Below are 15,851 nucleotides of genomic sequence, written 5' to 3' on the forward strand. Positions count from 1 at the left end.
GTATTAAAGTAATGCAAGTTATAACCTACCTACAAGGTTTTACTAGTCACAATATTTTCACTACTATATTTTAAGGAAAAATTTTATTTAAAAAGAGTAGATTGACATCTGCAGATTTCATCATACAACATCCTTGCTTCCGTTTGACTTTTTTTGTTCTCTTTTTTAGTCTCTACAAAATATTCAAATGCCCTTTTTCGAAGGTCGTCAATAGTCTGTCTTTTTTGTTTTTTCTTTTTCTTTGAAAAATACGAGGATAGCGACTTACTCTTTGTCTTTGTTAATTCATCTAATTCTTTTCTTAATTTCAATAGCTCTTCATCTACTTCATCTACTTTCTCGGCTTGTTCTTTTTTAACAATATTCGATAGTTTTACTTGTTCTTGCTCTAAATCTTTTAATTCTTGTAATGTTTCTAAACCTAATGTTTTTAGTTTTTCTTCATCAAAAGCTTCTATTTCTTTTAACCCTAAAACTTTCACATCCAAATCTTTCACCTTACATAACGTCTTTAGTTCACTACACACCTCTAATCTTTCCTTTCGTAATTTCATAAGTTCTTCTATGTATTTTCCTTTTAACTCTTGAAGACTTGTTACGCTTATTTTTCTTCTCCTCAATACCTTTCTATCTGGATCTTCCATCTCCATGAAAGCTTTTAGTTCGCTCAAGCCTTTATAACATTTCAGCTCTTTTAAAATTATTTCTGGCTTATCTGATTCTTTGATCTTAGGTAGAAGATCTCTACACTCATCCCTAATTTGAAATGAGACTCCTCCACAACGTTTTTTTCTTTCAGATGTTTCAGAAGAAATAGTAGCTGCAAGATTTTGTATGTAAAGCAATTCTCGCTTGGTTATTTGTGAAAAAACTAATGGAGACTTAGACTCCTTTTTCAACTCTTCCAAAAAACACTCAAGCTTTGTAGGAATTGACTCATCTTCACTCAAAACCTTTAGCTTGCTCAATGTCGGAAAGTTTTCCAGCTCTTTTAAAATTATTTCTGGCTTATCTAATTCTTTGATCTTAGGTAGAAGATCTCTACACTCATTGCTAATTTGAGTTAAGACTCCTTCACAACGTTTTTTTCTTTCAGACGTTTCAGAAGAAATAGTATCCGCAAGATTTTGTATGCAAAGCAATTCTTGACGGGTTATTTGTGAAAAAACTAATGGAGACTTAGACTCCTTTTTCAACTCTTTTTTCAACTCTTCCAAAAAACAATCAAGCTTTGTACGAGTTGGCTCATCTTCACTCAAAACCTTTAACTTGCTCAATGTCGGAAAGCGTTTTTGTACCTCTTTTAAAATTTCTTCTGAATTTGATAGTTTTTTCCTACAGATCTCTTCGAAAAGTCGTGTACTCTCACTAGAAATAATAGTTAAGATCTCTCCCCAATACCTTTTCTCTTCAACAGATGTTCTCATCCAAATAGATGTTGCAAAATCTCGAATATCTAATAAATCTTGTCTATCTATCTGTGAGAAATTTAATGAAAAAATATCATTTGTTTTTAATTCTTTTAAAAAAAATTTAAGCCTTACTTGTTTTGATTTTTCTTCTTTTTCTTTCTCTAAACGTTTTTTCCCATCATCAACCTTACTAATAATAACAGGACGCCTCTTACAATACTGTACACAACCTACTCCTAGAAAAAGGATCAAGGCTATACCCAAACAGGCAAAACCAGTAATAAGGAAAACACTCGAAAATGAAAAAACTTGAAGAAAAGCAAAAGCTATGAACGTAGCTCCGACTAATAAAGCTATGACAGCTAAAATTAGTGTCGTAATTTTACAATTCAATCTACAGGCGCATTGCCTCCTCAGACTGACTGCTGACTGCTGACTGCTGACTGCTGACTGCTGACTGCTGACTGCTGACTGCTGACTGCTGACTGCTGACTGCTGACGCTGCTCATGATAATGCCCATTAAAAAGAGGAATTTTATAATGCAAGAGAATACTACATGTGAATTAAATTATAGTCATTATCAAATACAATTATCGCCTACACTGAATTTCTGATAAAGATACTGAAGTAATAGCAATAACCCCCATAATAAAAACTATCAAACTTACCATTATCATAGATTCTTGAGAAAGAATAGAACCTCCTAAACAAACAACGATAATAGGAGATAAAAGCATTGTTATACCAAGAATAATTAGAATCGCTTGAATTATAATTTTTCCAATGCAAGGCTTTTCTAGAAGAAATCCTTCCAAACTTTTTGTTTCACCAACAATATTATGAGTTCCCACACAATCAACCCTTACACTTATACAAGTGAGAAACATAATGTTAAAGAAGAAAAAAGAAAAGAGTTTCTATTTATTTTGAAAAATGAATATTAAAATCTTTTAAATTAAACAATAAAAAGAAGCTTTAGGGAACCCAGCCCAAACATTAGAAGTAAATTTCACAACCTTTCGACCTTTTCGAATAGATAAAATCCCATAGATATCTAAAAAACTGTGATCTCGAACACAATTAAGTAACACAGAGATCTCCTAGTTGCGTATTGAAATTGCTAAAATTATACCCTATTTTACAATAAAACTCAGTAAGAAAGAATTAAGCTTTTTATAAAAAGATCTTTAATCAAAAGTATTGTTTTTTATTAAAAAGACTCAGTAAAGCCTCTGCTTCGGGAAATGTTCCCGAAATTCCTCTCATAACATCTAAAACTTGACCGGATAGCTCTTTACCAAGAGTCACCCCCTCTTGATCAAAAGAATTAATACCCCAGCAAAATCCCTGAAAAACAGTTTTATGCTCATAATAAGCAAGCAAACCTCCCAGAGCGTAAGGAGTTAATCTTTCTGTTATCAGAAGAGAGGAAGGTCGATTACCATCAAAACTCTTATTAGGGTTATTACTGTCACATCCTTTTGCTAAAGCAATAGCCTGAGCTATCATATTTGCAACAAGCTTTTGAGATGAGCTGCTACCAGATATGGTAATATCGCGGCCACGCTGACTTTTCAAAAATCCTATGAACTCAATAGGGACTATATCCGAGCCCTGATGAAGACACTGAAAAAAGGAATGCTGACAATTCGTTCCAGGCTCTCCCCAAATAATTGGGCTTGTTGCAAAACCAATCCTTTCTCCTGCTTGTGTGACACTTTTTCCATTAGATTCCATGATACATTGTTGTAAATGTGCAGGGAAATATTCTAAGCCATGAGCATACGGAATCACAGCAGTTGTAGGATAGTGAAGAAAATTTCTATTCCAAATACTAATCATTGCTGAAAGCATGGGTAAATTTTCACTAAGACGAGGCTGCAAAGCAGCTTTATCCATAGCTGCGGCGCCTTGTAAAATTTGTAAGAAAATTTCAAAACCAAACGCGAATCCTAATACAATGCCTCCAACCATAGAAGTTGAAGAATATCTTCCTCCAATACTTTCCCAGAGATGGAATACCTCAAGATATTTACTTGTGTCATCCATCGGACTGCCTTCACATGTGACAGCAATAAAATGATCTTTAAAACATAAACCTTTCTGAGAAAAATAATCTGCTAGAAACGCCTCATTTACAACAGTTTCTAAGGTTGTTCCAGACTTTGAAACTGTAACCACCAAAGTTTTTGAACAATCTATAGTCTGTAAAACCTCGGCTACATTATCTGGATCGATATTAGACACAAAATGAATGTGTTTATCTGATGAGCAATAACCTTTTAAAGCCCAATATAGAGCTTTAGGCCCTAACTCTGACCCTCCTATTCCAACTTGTACAATCGTAGAAAACTTCGTCCTCACTTTATCTAAAAAACTTTGCAAACGTTGAGCTTCTACACGAGCTTTGACTGCGATTTCTTCTGCAAAACCTGTAAGAGATGTTTCAAAAACCCAAGCTCGAGTTGCTGTATGTAATGCAGACCGAGATTCGCTTGGGAAGCCATCTATATAATTAACAACCTCTCCCTGCTGCATGGCTTGCATGGCTTTTCCTAGACCACGTTCTTCTGCTAAAGAGGCTAGAGCATCCAAAACAGTTTGATCTATTTTTTCTGTTGCAAAACTATAAACAAAGCCCTCCGATAATACAGAGAATTGTTGAATTCTATCATTAGACAGCACTCCTGGAGTTGTTAAATTCAATGGTGTAGAAGCCAATTCCTGTAGTATTTCCGTGGAAGAGCATTCCAAGAAGCTTTTTCTATTCATCTTTAGTCCTTCGTTATAGATAGAAAACCATACAACTACGTATATTTAAAGAAAGGCTTTTAAAAAACCTAAGATATTCTTCTATGCCTGATTCTCAGTTTTACAACACTATTTTGGAAAAATTCACCTTATTTCTCTCCGTAGATCGAGGTCTTTGTAAACAAACTATTACAGCTTATTCTCAAGATATCTTCTTATTTATCTCCTTTAACAAGATACGCTCTCCGAAAGACATTACACAGAACAGTGTTTATTACTTCGTAGAAAAGCTACATGAAAGAAATGAGGCTGAAGCGACACTAGCACGACGTTTAATTGCTTTAAAAGTATTTTTTTTATTTCTTAAAGAAGCAAAATTTTTACCTTATCCTCCAACAATAGAGCATCCTAAAATTTGGAAACGCTTACCCACGGTGCTTACTTCCCAAGAAGTAGAAGCTCTGCTTGCCATCCCGAAAAAAACTAAAAACCTTTCTCCTGAAATAACTTTTAGAGATACTGCTATACTCCACACTTTGTATTCTACAGGAACTCGAGTATCAGAACTTTGCGACTTAAACATTAGTGATGTTAGTGATGATTTTATTCGAGTTACGGGTAAGGGTTCTAAAACTCGCCTGGTTCCCTTAGGCCCTATGGCTAGAGATGCTATTGACGCCTATCTTTCTCTTTTCCGAGAGAAATTACAAAAAGATCCTAATGAAGAACATCTTTTTCTCTCTATTCGAGGGAAAAAACTAGAGAGATCTTGCGTATGGAGACGCATTCATTACTACGCACAACAAGTGACGTCTAAACGAGTTTCTCCTCATTCCCTACGTCATGCGTTCGCTACTCATCTTTTGAACAATAAAGCAGACCTTAGAATCATACAAGAAATGTTAGGTCACTCTAGAATCTCGTCTACAGAAATTTATACTCATGTAGCCTCAGACATTCTTTTTGAAAAATTTCAAACTTTTCATCCAAGACACGATTAATCACACTGATAAAAGAATGTACCATCTTCAAAACGTGTATAACATTCTTTTTCTTGTTCAGAACTCGTTGAATATCCATAAGTCTCTGGATAATAATAGCCATAAATATATGGATAATGAAAACTATAAGGAATCTCCCCACTTTTCTCATCAAACTGAAGACCTACTACAGGAAGAACTCGTGGAAAAAGCTTGTGCTGCTGCACATGAAAAGCCTCTGACTTCGAAGCAGAAGAAACTTGAGAACAATAAGTTATGAGAGAAAGAACTACTGTTACTATTACTCGTTTCATAAAATTCCTAAAAAAATCTAAAACCTTAGACCTTATTTTACTATGGATAAGGAATTTTATGCCTAGCTTCCTAAAAAGTTATCGTAAAGAACAGAAATGCCCAGGATAGGACTTGAACCTACATGCTCGAAAGCACTGGATCCTAAATCCAGCGTGTCTACCAATTTCACCACCTGGGCAAAACACCTTGTAAGATGAGGTATGCCTAACCATATTCATTACTTATGACGTTTTTTGCAAATAAAAAGCATCTTTAGAAAGTGAAACTACTTTTTTTCTCCTTAACCTACTCATAATCAAACTTGCAGGAAAAAGAGCTTTTAGCTAATTTTCCTTTTTTCTTAGCGTCTTAATTTATACTCGTGAAGCCATATGAATATTCCCCTGCCTACAGTAGTACCTACTACTAATGCGACATTAAAAGAAAATGCTGATACGGCTTCTTCATCTGCTGGAACATTAAAAATCTCTAATGAGGAGGTGCTACTTTCCACGACAACAACAGAGGAAGTACTATTAAATTCCTCAGAAAATCTTGCGAATGTTGTTATCTCTCAAATACTTACAAACAAAAATAACTCTCTTCAAGCGCCCATCTTATTGAGTCATAATTTAATGTTTCTTTCCCCAGAAACTGTTAATCTTGAAATACAAATAACAGAACTCTTAGAACTTCTTGAATCTGAAAGTACAACCTTAGAAACTCCAGCAGAACCACAAACAAGCAACGCAAAAACTACAATATTACCTTTTCAATCCGCAAAGCCAACCCCAAAAGGGCTTCAAAACACAAAGACTTCAAACACAACTTTACAAGAGAATCAAACCCCATCATCCTCTTCTAAGATGCCTTTATCTCTTGGAACAAAAAATGTTTCTCCACAACCTGAAATCTCTACAGGTATTGATAAACAAGATTATGAGGTTAATTCCTCAATACAAACTTTTCTACAAAAACCTTCTACAGAAAAAGAATCTTCTCAGCATTCAGCACGCCCTCAAGGGTATACTTCTGAGCAGAAAGAAGAACTTATTTTCACTACAAAATCTCAAGAACTTTACAAAGATAGTCGTAATAACAAAGATCCACAAAAAGACAACCGACACCAAGATCAGCAACAAAATCAACAAGAAGAAGAAAAAAAGAAAAAGCCTAACCAAAGCACTTCTAAAATAAAGGAAAACTCTTCTTCTCAAGAAATTTCCCTTGCGAGCTTACGTTATCATTACGAAACCCGCCCGATCAAAGAAGCAGAAACAACAGAAGGTTCAACATTTAAAAAGAAAGCTCCATCTCCAATGGCTTTGTTTAAAGAGACTCCTATATCTACACAAAACTCTGCCTTAATACAAACTCCTAAAATTGAAAATGTTTTCATACGTTTTATGAAACTTATGGCAAGAATTTTGGGCCAGGCTGAAGCTGAAGCACATGAGCTCTATTTACGAGTCAAAGAACGTACAGACAATGTCGATGCCTTAACATTACTCATCTCTAAAATCAATGCTGAGAAAAAAGATATCAATTGGAGTAACAACGATGAGATGAAAGCTCTAGTAGATCGAGCAGCATCACTTGGTGTTACTGTAAATTTCGAAAAGAATTACATTTGGAAGGAAGATGAAAAAAAATTGTTTAAAGAGAACATCCAGATGCGTAAGGAAAATATGGAAAAAATTACTCAATTAGAAAGAACTGATATGCAAAGACATTTACAAGAAGTTTCTCAATGCCATCAAGCTCGATCTAACGTATTAAAGCTCCTGAAAGAGCTCATGGATACATTCACTTATAATTTACGTCCATAATGTCACATCTTGCGTACCTATTAAAAAAAATATCGGATAAATCCAAAGAAGAGTTTCCCTTTCCTGACGATCTTACAAGCTATTTAGAAGGATTTATTCCAAATAAAGATTTTTGTTTGGACACCTATCAGAAACTCTTTAAAATTTCATCAGAAGATCTCGAAAAAGTCTATAAAGAGGGCTATAACGCTTATATTAACAAGGAATATCAAGAAAGCAGTCAGATTTTTCGTTGGTTAGTATTTTTTAACCCTTTTGTTTCTAAGTTTTGGTTCTCTCTTGGAGCATCTCTCCATATGTACGGGAAATATCTTGAAGCTTTGCATGCCTATAGTGTGACTGCTTTATTACGAGACAAAGACCCTTATCCTCATTACTATGCCTACATATGCTATACTCTTATGGAACAATTTGAAGAAGCAAATAAAGCCTTAGAAATGGCCTGGAAACGCGTACAGAGGCAACCTGCATATAAGGAGCTCAAAGAAGAAATCCTTGATATTAGAAATCATTTATAACTATTAATCGGAATTTATTATGTCTTCCTGGTTATCTCAGGCTAATGAAATACTCCTCAATCAAACTTCTTTCTCTCCGGAAATATCTCAAGCTCAAAAACCAAAAGTAATACCTTATACTATTACATTAGCGTCACCTTCTACTGCCCCATCTTTTTCTAAAATGCTTTTTACAAAATTATGTAATTCAGAAAACAGCTACAAAGAAAGCTCAAAATCTTTAAACAGAGAAGTTTCTGCTGCAACAACACGACAAAAAATCTTAATGTTTGGTAGCTCTTTATCTTCTCAACTTCCTAAAACGGTATCTTCAAGTCCGTCTTCTTCTCCATGGAATCTTTTTTCCAACCAAAACTCTCGAGAAGCTAAAAAAACTCTATTACAAGAGCTCTCATCTCCTAAGTGTTTAGAAGAAAAAGAATTTATCTCAGAAAATCTTCTTGAAAATTCAGAGATTTCTACACATCAAAAAGATTCTCAAACTCAACATGTTAAGACTTCAGCAACAGGCCTACTACCTCACTCTGAGAGGTTTTCTCCAAGCCTTAAAAGGCAAATCAAATCTCAGGAGCTTAAAGAAGGCGAACAAACAAAAAGTACCCTAGGAAAAAAAGAAGAATTTTCACCATTAAAAGCTTCTTTAAAAGAACTCGATAAGAAAAGTCTCTTTTATGATCAAGATGCTAATAAAAAAAATCATCAGAATGCTTGGTTTAAGAAAGAAAAGAAAAACAAGCAAAAGGTTGCTAAAATCATTCCAATTATACCGCTGCCAACCTTGGGAATTTTTACTTTAAGCTATCTTTTAACAAAGCAAGGCATACTTTCTGATTTTTCATCTTATGCATATCACAAACACTCTATAGATTCGACTCAACAAGAACTCGATATGCTTCATGAAGAGAGACTTGCTCAGATTAAAGAAAGTATTGCTAAAGAAGAATCTATAAAACGCTGGGGTTCTTTATCAACAATTATTGGATGGATCTCCCCTTTAATTGCCATAGGCGTAGGTGCCTCGGCTATTTTATCTGGAGGAGGTGTTTTTGCCTTCCTAGCTTTATTTTCAGGCCTTATAGCACTTGTTATTGCTATTCTAACAACTATGGATCGTAATCCCTTGGAGAAACTCATCCCAATAAAAGATCGGAAAACAAAACAAAAAGTACTAAATTGGTTAATAATCGGTCTCAGCATACTTGCTTTAGGTTTATCTCTAACCTCTTTGTTTATAGAAAAAATTGGATTTTCAGTGCTTCTTGAAGGATCTATTAAGGGCCTTCAACCAGCTTTAGAAACCGTAATAGCAATAATACGTGGTGGCTCTATTTGGATGAAATCAGAGTTAGAAGGCCTTAAAGCAAAGTTTACTCTTCTCGAAACCCGTATAGAACTAACAAGTCTAGAAAGAGATGATAATTTCTCTAGATATGAAGAATTACTAGACAATATGGAATCATCCTTTGAAAGTCTTAATAACCTGTTAAACCTAATGCGCGAACTCGATCAAGATCATCTAAATGCACTAAGAGCCTAATAATTCTCTCGACCCACAAGGAAATGTATGACTATATCCTCCCCAACTCAAAACTCTTTAGATGGAGAAGGTATTCCTTTCGCTATGGAAACATTATCAGAAGGGAATGCTACAGCAGAAACTGAAGTAACTCTTCTTGAAAACTCGCAGTATCCTATTATACGTTCTATGTCTGATACTTGTCTTGCTGTAGTGTGTCAGACAGGAAGTCTATTATCACAATACGCAACAACTCCAAAATCTCCACAGGAGATGAAAGAGCAACTTTTAGCAAAACACGATCTCTTGACAAAATCGACATCTCTTCCAGATCTCACTTCCCATCAAAGTTCTCAACTAAAAGATTCCTTTCCGAATAAATTTACAGCTACACAACAACAATGCTTCTCCTCTGAACAACAAAAAAGAGAAGCTTCTGAAACAAGCTCTCTGCCTTATTCCTCATGTTTAGCTCCTCAAGAAGAGGTTCACGTACAAAAAACGATCCCAATAACACTTCAAATTCCCCATGTTATAGAGAAGGAAAGCTCTTCGTCATCTCAAGCTCAAGGGACACAAAAACAAATAGAAGTCAAAATGTACTCTGAGCAAACAATTAAAGAACACACAACAAAAGAAAGAGATACAAAATCCTCAGAAAAATCGGAATCCCGTCCAGGAACTTCGATCTCTAAAACATCTCCAACACTTAGTCCTATGGCTCTATTTAGTCATCTACAAAAAGAATTCCAAGAAACAACAGCGACAAAACCAAGTCAGGAGCACGAAGAAAGCCAAGGAGGAGACCAAGGTCAACAAGAAAGCAAAGATCAGGAACAACACCATAGTCAGCAGGATAGAAAACAGTCTTCTATTGAAGAAATTTCTAAGGCATCTAAAATTACTGATGAGAATGATTTACTGGTTCCTTATATACTTCCTAAGCCTCTTATGGAATTTGCTCTCTCGGAATCACAGCTAAGTTCGCTATTTCACATGCGTATCACAAACCTTGATATTCTTAAAATCTGTGCAGAAATTATGAAGCTCATGTTAAATAGTCGTGAACAAGAAACTTTATCTCGAATAGAAATAAGGAAACAACTTTTAGCAAAAGCTGAGGAGCTCATTGCTAGTTATGAACGACAGAAAAAAGTTTTTCAGTGGCTAGGGATAGCAACAGCTGCTCTTGGCATTATAGGGGCAGCATCTCCTCTTATCGGAGAAATTGCGGGAGACAGTATTCTAGGCTTTATTCAAAAGAATACTGGTATATGGAAAAACGCAACATCTAGAACTTTCTTTAAATCTGCGGGGAAAATTTTTTCCTCCTTATCCCAACTCACAGAAACAGCATCAAAAACCTACGAATTGAAAGAAACATCGGCTCGAACATTATCAGAGCACTACAAAGAAATGTTCAGAATCGAAAATGATGACGTTACTCGATCTATAGAAGAAATCAAAGATAACTGGAAAAGTATGGAGAATTTCCTTCTACATATCTTGCAAACAGATCACGACGTGGTTCGAAATTTATACCAATAAGTCTAAGATCACCTACGGATATTTTTATATGCCATGGTTTTTCCCCAAGGAAAACGCACGGAACAACTTTTTTCAACGAAAAATAATTCACTTCCTAAAGGAAGAAAATCTAACGGAAAAGAGATGCTTATCACATAACTTCCAGAAGATAGTTTTGAAAAGACCTGCATAAGGTCTTTTAAAACTCTCAAAGAATACGAAGAACCATAAAAATAAACACAAGAGGCGTCAGATAGAGAAACATCTTTAAAATCTTGCAAACGGAATAAAGTTGTCTTGGAGGAAAGCATTTTGTGAATTCTCGAAGAGAATCGAATAAACTCTATTTGATTATCTATACCTACGACTTGACATCCAACAACATGAGAAAACCAAAAACAAGATTTCCCCAATCCACAACCCATATCATAAAGAACATCACTAGAAGTTATTTCAAAAGCTTTACTCATTTTATATAAAGCCGACCAAGGAGTTTCTCCATACACATTCCCATCCTTTAACAAAGAGGATTGTGGTGAACGACTTAGTATCCTATAAGGATTTTTCCAAAAAAAATAGAAATATTTCCTTAAGTCATAAAAAAGTAACTTTGGATATTTTAAATACAAGGAAAATAGAAGATAAAACCCTTCTCTAAAAGAAAATATTATTCTAATCAAAAGTCTCCACAACACAAGAATTGTTTGTGGAAGAAGCTTTTTAACTTCGAAGTTCTTTAGGAAGCTGAAATACGACATCTTCTACTGCAAATACATCATCCTCGATTTTTAAATTAGGGATGAGCTCCATTAATCTACCAATACAAGCTTGTACAACATGTTCAGGAGTAGACGCTCCAGCAGTAAGAGCAATATCTCCCGCGTACGTTAAGATATCCTCAGAAATATATTCTGGACCATTTATTAACATAGCTGGAATTTTTCTTTTCTGAGCAACTTCGTAAAGACGGTTTGAATTTGAGCTATTAATATCTCCAACAACATAAGCAAAGTTCACCCGACTTAGAACGGATCGTAAGGCTCCTTGTCGATTCGTTGTTGCATAACAAATTGATGAACTAGGAAGAGTAATTATTGAAGGATAACGTCTCTGAAGTGCGCGAGAAATCTCTTCAACATCATCCATACTCAAAGTTGTTTGAGTGACATAGAATAGAGGAACTTCTGGACCAAAGGGTAAGTTTTCAACATCTTGAACATTTTCAACAACAGTGATACTTTCTGGAGCTTCTCCTTGGATACCAATAATTTCAACATGCTTTCTATGACCAATTAGGATTACCTGAAAGCCTTTGCTAGCATAGAGTTTAACCGCAGAATGCACTTTGGTCACCAGGACACATGTCGCATCAATATCTATAAGATTTCTAGCTCTTGCTTCCTCTCGAACTTTCGGAGAAACTCCATGAGCAGAATAGATCACTCTCTCTCCCTCAGGAATGTCTGCAAGCTCCTCTACAAAAATAGCACCTTTCACCCGAAGACTATTTACAACATGACGATTATGTACAATTTCATGTTTTACATAAATAGGAGCTCCCCATCGCTCCAAAGCAGCTTCAACAACTTGAATTGCCCTAACGACTCCGGAACAGAATCCTCGAGGATTACACACTATTAATTTTCTCATATGTATTCTATAAAATGAAAAAGAGCTTTTTCAAAAAATTTTTACTTCATCTGATTCTTTTTTCTTTAAAATCACTCCCAAGATGGAGAAGTTTCAGTAACCTCAATTCCTTGAGACTTCATTAAACTCTCAACTACTATACCTTTTACAGAATTAATATAATCAGAATATCTTCCTGTTTGAAGATCTTTTATAGAACAGCCTAAATCGAAGTGTGGAGCAACTCCTAAATTCTCGATTAAGCTTTCATCTTTTCTAATAGCTAAAGATCCCGTTAAAGATATGGATTTTATCCCCGAATGGTTAGGAAAAGACACTTGAAAAACAAAGCCTCCCGCTCCAGCTGTAGGTTTACCAATCAAAGTAGCTCGGCCATTATCCTTTAAAATTGTTGGAGCAAGGTCTGCACAAGAATAATTTTCTTCATTTATTAAAAAAAATATAGGTTTTGTATAACAATGTTTTGTGTGAGGATAAATCTTATCAAACCCCAATAAAGGTATTGGTCTAGTTAAAGCAATGTCTCCAGAAGACCAACAAGACAAGATATCTCTAGCGAACTGTTGGAAAGCTCCAACGGCATGCATATCTATACGATAGCCTTCCATAGTTTCTCCAAGAATAGCAACCGCTTGATCATCTGTAAAAACGTCTTCAAGCTCATCTCGCCACTTTAAAGCAGAACTAACTTCATCTTGAGTTAAAATTAGCCTGTGTTTAGGAGTTTCTAAAGGAGTTGAAGTTAACATGGACAATAAACCATACATGTAAAAGACACTTCCGCCAGGATTATTTGTTTGATCTATGATCAAGGCATCTGAATCTTTTTCAAGAATATCAATAATATCTCCGAAAGTATCCCAAGGGGAATCTCGACGAGTCTCTTCTAGATCTTCTAATTCAGTCCAAACGTAAGACGATATTCTTAAAAAACCTATTCGCAACACATTTCCAGAAGGATCTCTAGCTTTGAAAATATTAGCTCTGTAAGGCCCCGAAGTTTGTTCCCAAAGTAAACTCCCAAAATCTGGTAAAAAACCTTTTTTACTTCCAAGATAATAATCGCTTGTTAAACGACGTTCATTTTGAATTCGAACTTCTTGCCAAAAGTAGGGCAACATGTGTGAATCAAATAAACAGTGGTTTTTAGATAATGCACAAGGAATATTGCTTGATCTTTTGCAAGCATTTAGAGGAAAGTATGGAGTATGATTTGGCATTAAAGGGGCGACTAAAGAAAAATCTCCAATATTTTCTGGAGTGTAACGCCAACGAGCAGCAATCGTACGGAGTAAGCCACTAGGACGACGTACTTTTAACATTGTGACTCCCGAAGGAACACAATCCCCTAAAGCTGCAGATCGAGACATAAGAGTTCTAGCTGCAGAAGAGTAATCCGTTGGACTTCCTCGTCCAGAACGAACGCTTTCCAAAGCTTCTTGAACACTCATTCCATTAAACTCTATGAGTTCATCTCCTACGCCAATATCATTCTGCATAGTTTGAACGTCAACAACAAAAGCTTTTCTATCATCACTAAGTTTTAATATGTAAGGAAGATAAGCTGACTCACTTCGATAAAAAGTAACGCCTGCATGATAATCATTTAAAGAGTTTACAAATTCGGCGATGATTTTTTGACAATAATCTGTAGTAGGCTTCTCTTCTAAAACTAACTGACGATAGGCTTGATTTGCTTTTTGTTCCTGATTCCATCCAAACAAAGCTTCTTTCCAGGGCAAAGGAGCGTATTTTACTTGTATCAAGTGTTGTATAAAGTTTAAATCATCATAAGCTCTTTGCTTAATTAGATCTTTTGCAAAACCTTGGCAACCAAGATAAAAACAACAAAACAACAGCAAAAGTTTTTTCTTCATAGTACTCTTTTTTCTCTCAAGGAAAACTTAATAAAGAGAAACGATAGCGTAAAAAGTTTTTTTTACACTATCTTTATTCAGAAGATGGTTACGTAACTGCAAAAAGTTGTTCCAAAATAAAATAAGAAAATAGACCACAAAAGTAGCTTGTTAGAGCAATCCAAGAGATTTTTTTGAAATACCACAAAAAATTAACTTTTTCGATACCCATAAAAGCTACACCCGCAGCAGAACCTATAATCAAAATGCTTCCCCCTGTTCCTGCAGCATATGCTATCAATTTCCATAAAGTATCGTCCACTGGAAGCTGATACATTCCCATAGTTGCTGCAACCAAGGGTACATTATCCAAAACGCTAGAAATTAATCCTATAAAAACAGCAACAACGTGTCTAGAAAACAAATGATCCATCCATGAAGATAAATCCGAAAGAACATTGGCAAAAGATAAAGCATTCACAGCGAGCAAAATACCGATAAAAAATGTCGTCGAAGAGATATCTATCTTCGTCAAAATATGAGGTATTCGCAAATGATAACGATCTTCACCATGTGGAGAATGAATCCAATCGCTTGTCAGCCAAACAAGACCAAGTCCTAGTAAAGCCCCGATAAAAGGAGGAACTCCTAAACAAGCTTTCCATACAGGGACCATTAATAAAGAACCTAAACCAATAAAAATAATTAAAGAACTCTTAGCAGGAGCTATTTGAACTTCAGAATCTTTGGCAAGAATAAATCCATGATTCTTACGAAGTAAAAATTGGCCACAGATTCCAGCAACAACAACACAAATCAAACTAGGGATAAATAAAAATTTTATTACTCCCCATGAAGTGATTTTATTATTAATCCATAACATTGTTGTGGTTACATCTCCAAGAGGAGTCCAAGCTCCCCCGGCATTTACTCCAATAACACAAAGAGCTCCCAGTAACAATCGATCTTCTCGAGTCTTCACTAAGCGCTTTAAAATAGAAATGATAATGATAATAGAGGTAAGGTTATCCAAGGCTGCAGAGAGAAAAAAAGAAAGACCCAAAAGGATCCACAAGAGAAGAATTAGAGAGCGCATTCGACAACACTTAGCAATTACAGAAAATCCTTTATGGGAATCTATTAACTCAACAATTGCCATGGCAGAGAATAGAAAGAATATCACTTGAGCCATATCTGAAATTTCTTCAGCTAAGATCATCAAATTCGCATGTTGGATATGGGAAAAACAAACTAACCACATTAGCCCCCCCATAACTAAAGCAACAGCAGATTTATTTACCCGTACAATGTGCTCAAAAACTATTGCAATGTACCCAAAAAGAAATAAGGTACACAATTGAAACTTCAGCATAGCAACCCCTTATTGATTTTGCACTTACAGTCTACTCCGATCAAGACGTCAGGTAAAGCAGGAAAAGCATCTTATTAAACCATATAGTCCCAAGCTGCATCACTTCTAAAGAAAAACTATAGAAACCTCACGAACCATTTGACAA

General features: G+C 35.4%; 13 protein-coding genes and 1 tRNA gene. 5 read left to right on the forward strand and 9 right to left on the reverse strand.

What is annotated here, in order from left to right:
* Positions 1–83: 83 nt before the first annotated feature.
* The 3 genes from JMS40_RS00005 to JMS40_RS00020 all read right to left on the reverse strand — a co-directional run bounded on the left by JMS40_RS00005 (position 84) and on the right by JMS40_RS00020 (position 4,185).
* Positions 84–1,958 (reverse strand): hypothetical protein, encoded by a 1,875-nt coding sequence (locus JMS40_RS00005; RefSeq protein WP_201456237.1) that lies wholly within the window; start codon positions 1,956–1,958, stop codon positions 84–86.
* Positions 1,959–2,003: 45 nt separating this feature from the next.
* Complete coding sequence (locus JMS40_RS00010; RefSeq protein WP_201456238.1) at positions 2,004–2,264, reverse strand: hypothetical protein; 261 nt, start codon at positions 2,262–2,264, stop codon at positions 2,004–2,006.
* A gap of 340 nt (positions 2,265–2,604) precedes the next feature.
* Positions 2,605–4,185, reverse strand: a complete 1,581-nt coding sequence (locus tag JMS40_RS00020) for a glucose-6-phosphate isomerase (protein WP_201456240.1) — start codon at positions 4,183–4,185, stop codon at positions 2,605–2,607.
* 83 nt (positions 4,186–4,268) lie between these two features.
* On the opposite strand from JMS40_RS00020, the gene JMS40_RS00025 reads away from it, so the two are divergent.
* Positions 4,269–5,165, forward strand: a complete 897-nt coding sequence (locus tag JMS40_RS00025; protein ID WP_201456241.1) for a site-specific tyrosine recombinase XerD — start codon at positions 4,269–4,271, stop codon at positions 5,163–5,165.
* Here JMS40_RS00025 and JMS40_RS00030 read toward each other — a convergent pair.
* Both JMS40_RS00030 and JMS40_RS00035 read right to left on the reverse strand, forming a co-directional pair.
* The gene (locus JMS40_RS00030) at positions 5,162–5,458 is read right to left on the reverse strand and encodes a hypothetical protein (protein WP_201456242.1); all 297 of its coding nucleotides are present in this window, start codon (positions 5,456–5,458) and stop codon (positions 5,162–5,164) included. The two genes, JMS40_RS00025 and JMS40_RS00030, sit on opposite strands and share 4 nt — an antisense overlap.
* A gap of 97 nt (positions 5,459–5,555) precedes the next feature.
* Positions 5,556–5,637 (reverse strand) — tRNA-Leu (locus JMS40_RS00035).
* Positions 5,638–5,830: 193 nt separating this feature from the next.
* Between JMS40_RS00035 and JMS40_RS00040 the strand changes: the two genes are divergently transcribed.
* Genes JMS40_RS00040 through JMS40_RS00055 form a run of 4 tightly spaced genes read left to right on the forward strand, consistent with a single transcriptional unit; the run spans position 5,831 to position 10,849 of the window.
* A complete protein-coding gene (locus tag JMS40_RS00040) occupies positions 5,831–7,267 on the forward strand; it encodes a hypothetical protein (protein WP_201456243.1) in 1,437 nt (478 codons plus the stop codon).
* Positions 7,267–7,785, forward strand: coding sequence for a SycD/LcrH family type III secretion system chaperone (locus JMS40_RS00045; RefSeq protein WP_201456244.1), 519 nt, complete (start codon positions 7,267–7,269; stop codon positions 7,783–7,785). Before JMS40_RS00040 ends, JMS40_RS00045 begins: the two co-directional genes overlap by 1 nt.
* Positions 7,786–7,804: 19 nt before the next feature.
* On the forward strand, positions 7,805–9,322 hold the full coding sequence (locus JMS40_RS00050; protein WP_201456245.1) for a hypothetical protein: 1,518 nt from the start codon (positions 7,805–7,807) through the stop codon (positions 9,320–9,322).
* 27 nt (positions 9,323–9,349) lie between these two features.
* Positions 9,350–10,849, forward strand: a complete 1,500-nt coding sequence (locus JMS40_RS00055; RefSeq protein ID WP_201456246.1) for a hypothetical protein — start codon at positions 9,350–9,352, stop codon at positions 10,847–10,849.
* An 8-nt stretch (positions 10,850–10,857) separates the two neighbouring features.
* Here JMS40_RS00055 and JMS40_RS00060 read toward each other — a convergent pair whose 3' ends face one another.
* The 4 genes from JMS40_RS00060 to JMS40_RS00075 all read right to left on the reverse strand — a co-directional run bounded on the left by JMS40_RS00060 (position 10,858) and on the right by JMS40_RS00075 (position 15,706).
* Positions 10,858–11,334 (reverse strand): class I SAM-dependent methyltransferase, encoded by a 477-nt coding sequence (locus JMS40_RS00060; RefSeq protein WP_304488691.1) that lies wholly within the window; start codon positions 11,332–11,334, stop codon positions 10,858–10,860.
* 214 nt (positions 11,335–11,548) lie between these two features.
* On the reverse strand, positions 11,549–12,478 hold the full coding sequence (gene ispH, locus JMS40_RS00065; protein WP_201456248.1) for a 4-hydroxy-3-methylbut-2-enyl diphosphate reductase: 930 nt from the start codon (positions 12,476–12,478) through the stop codon (positions 11,549–11,551).
* Positions 12,479–12,549: 71 nt separating this feature from the next.
* Complete coding sequence (locus tag JMS40_RS00070; RefSeq protein WP_201456249.1) at positions 12,550–14,355, reverse strand: protease-like activity factor CPAF; 1,806 nt, start codon at positions 14,353–14,355, stop codon at positions 12,550–12,552.
* Between the two features lie 88 nt (positions 14,356–14,443).
* The gene (locus JMS40_RS00075; protein WP_201456250.1) at positions 14,444–15,706 is read right to left on the reverse strand and encodes an NhaD family Na+:H+ antiporter; all 1,263 of its coding nucleotides are present in this window, start codon (positions 15,704–15,706) and stop codon (positions 14,444–14,446) included.
* Positions 15,707–15,851: the final 145 nt, after the last annotated feature.

Source organism: Chlamydia sp. 17-3921 (assembly GCF_902705545.1).
Taxonomy (GTDB): Bacteria; Chlamydiota; Chlamydiia; order Chlamydiales; family Chlamydiaceae; genus Chlamydia.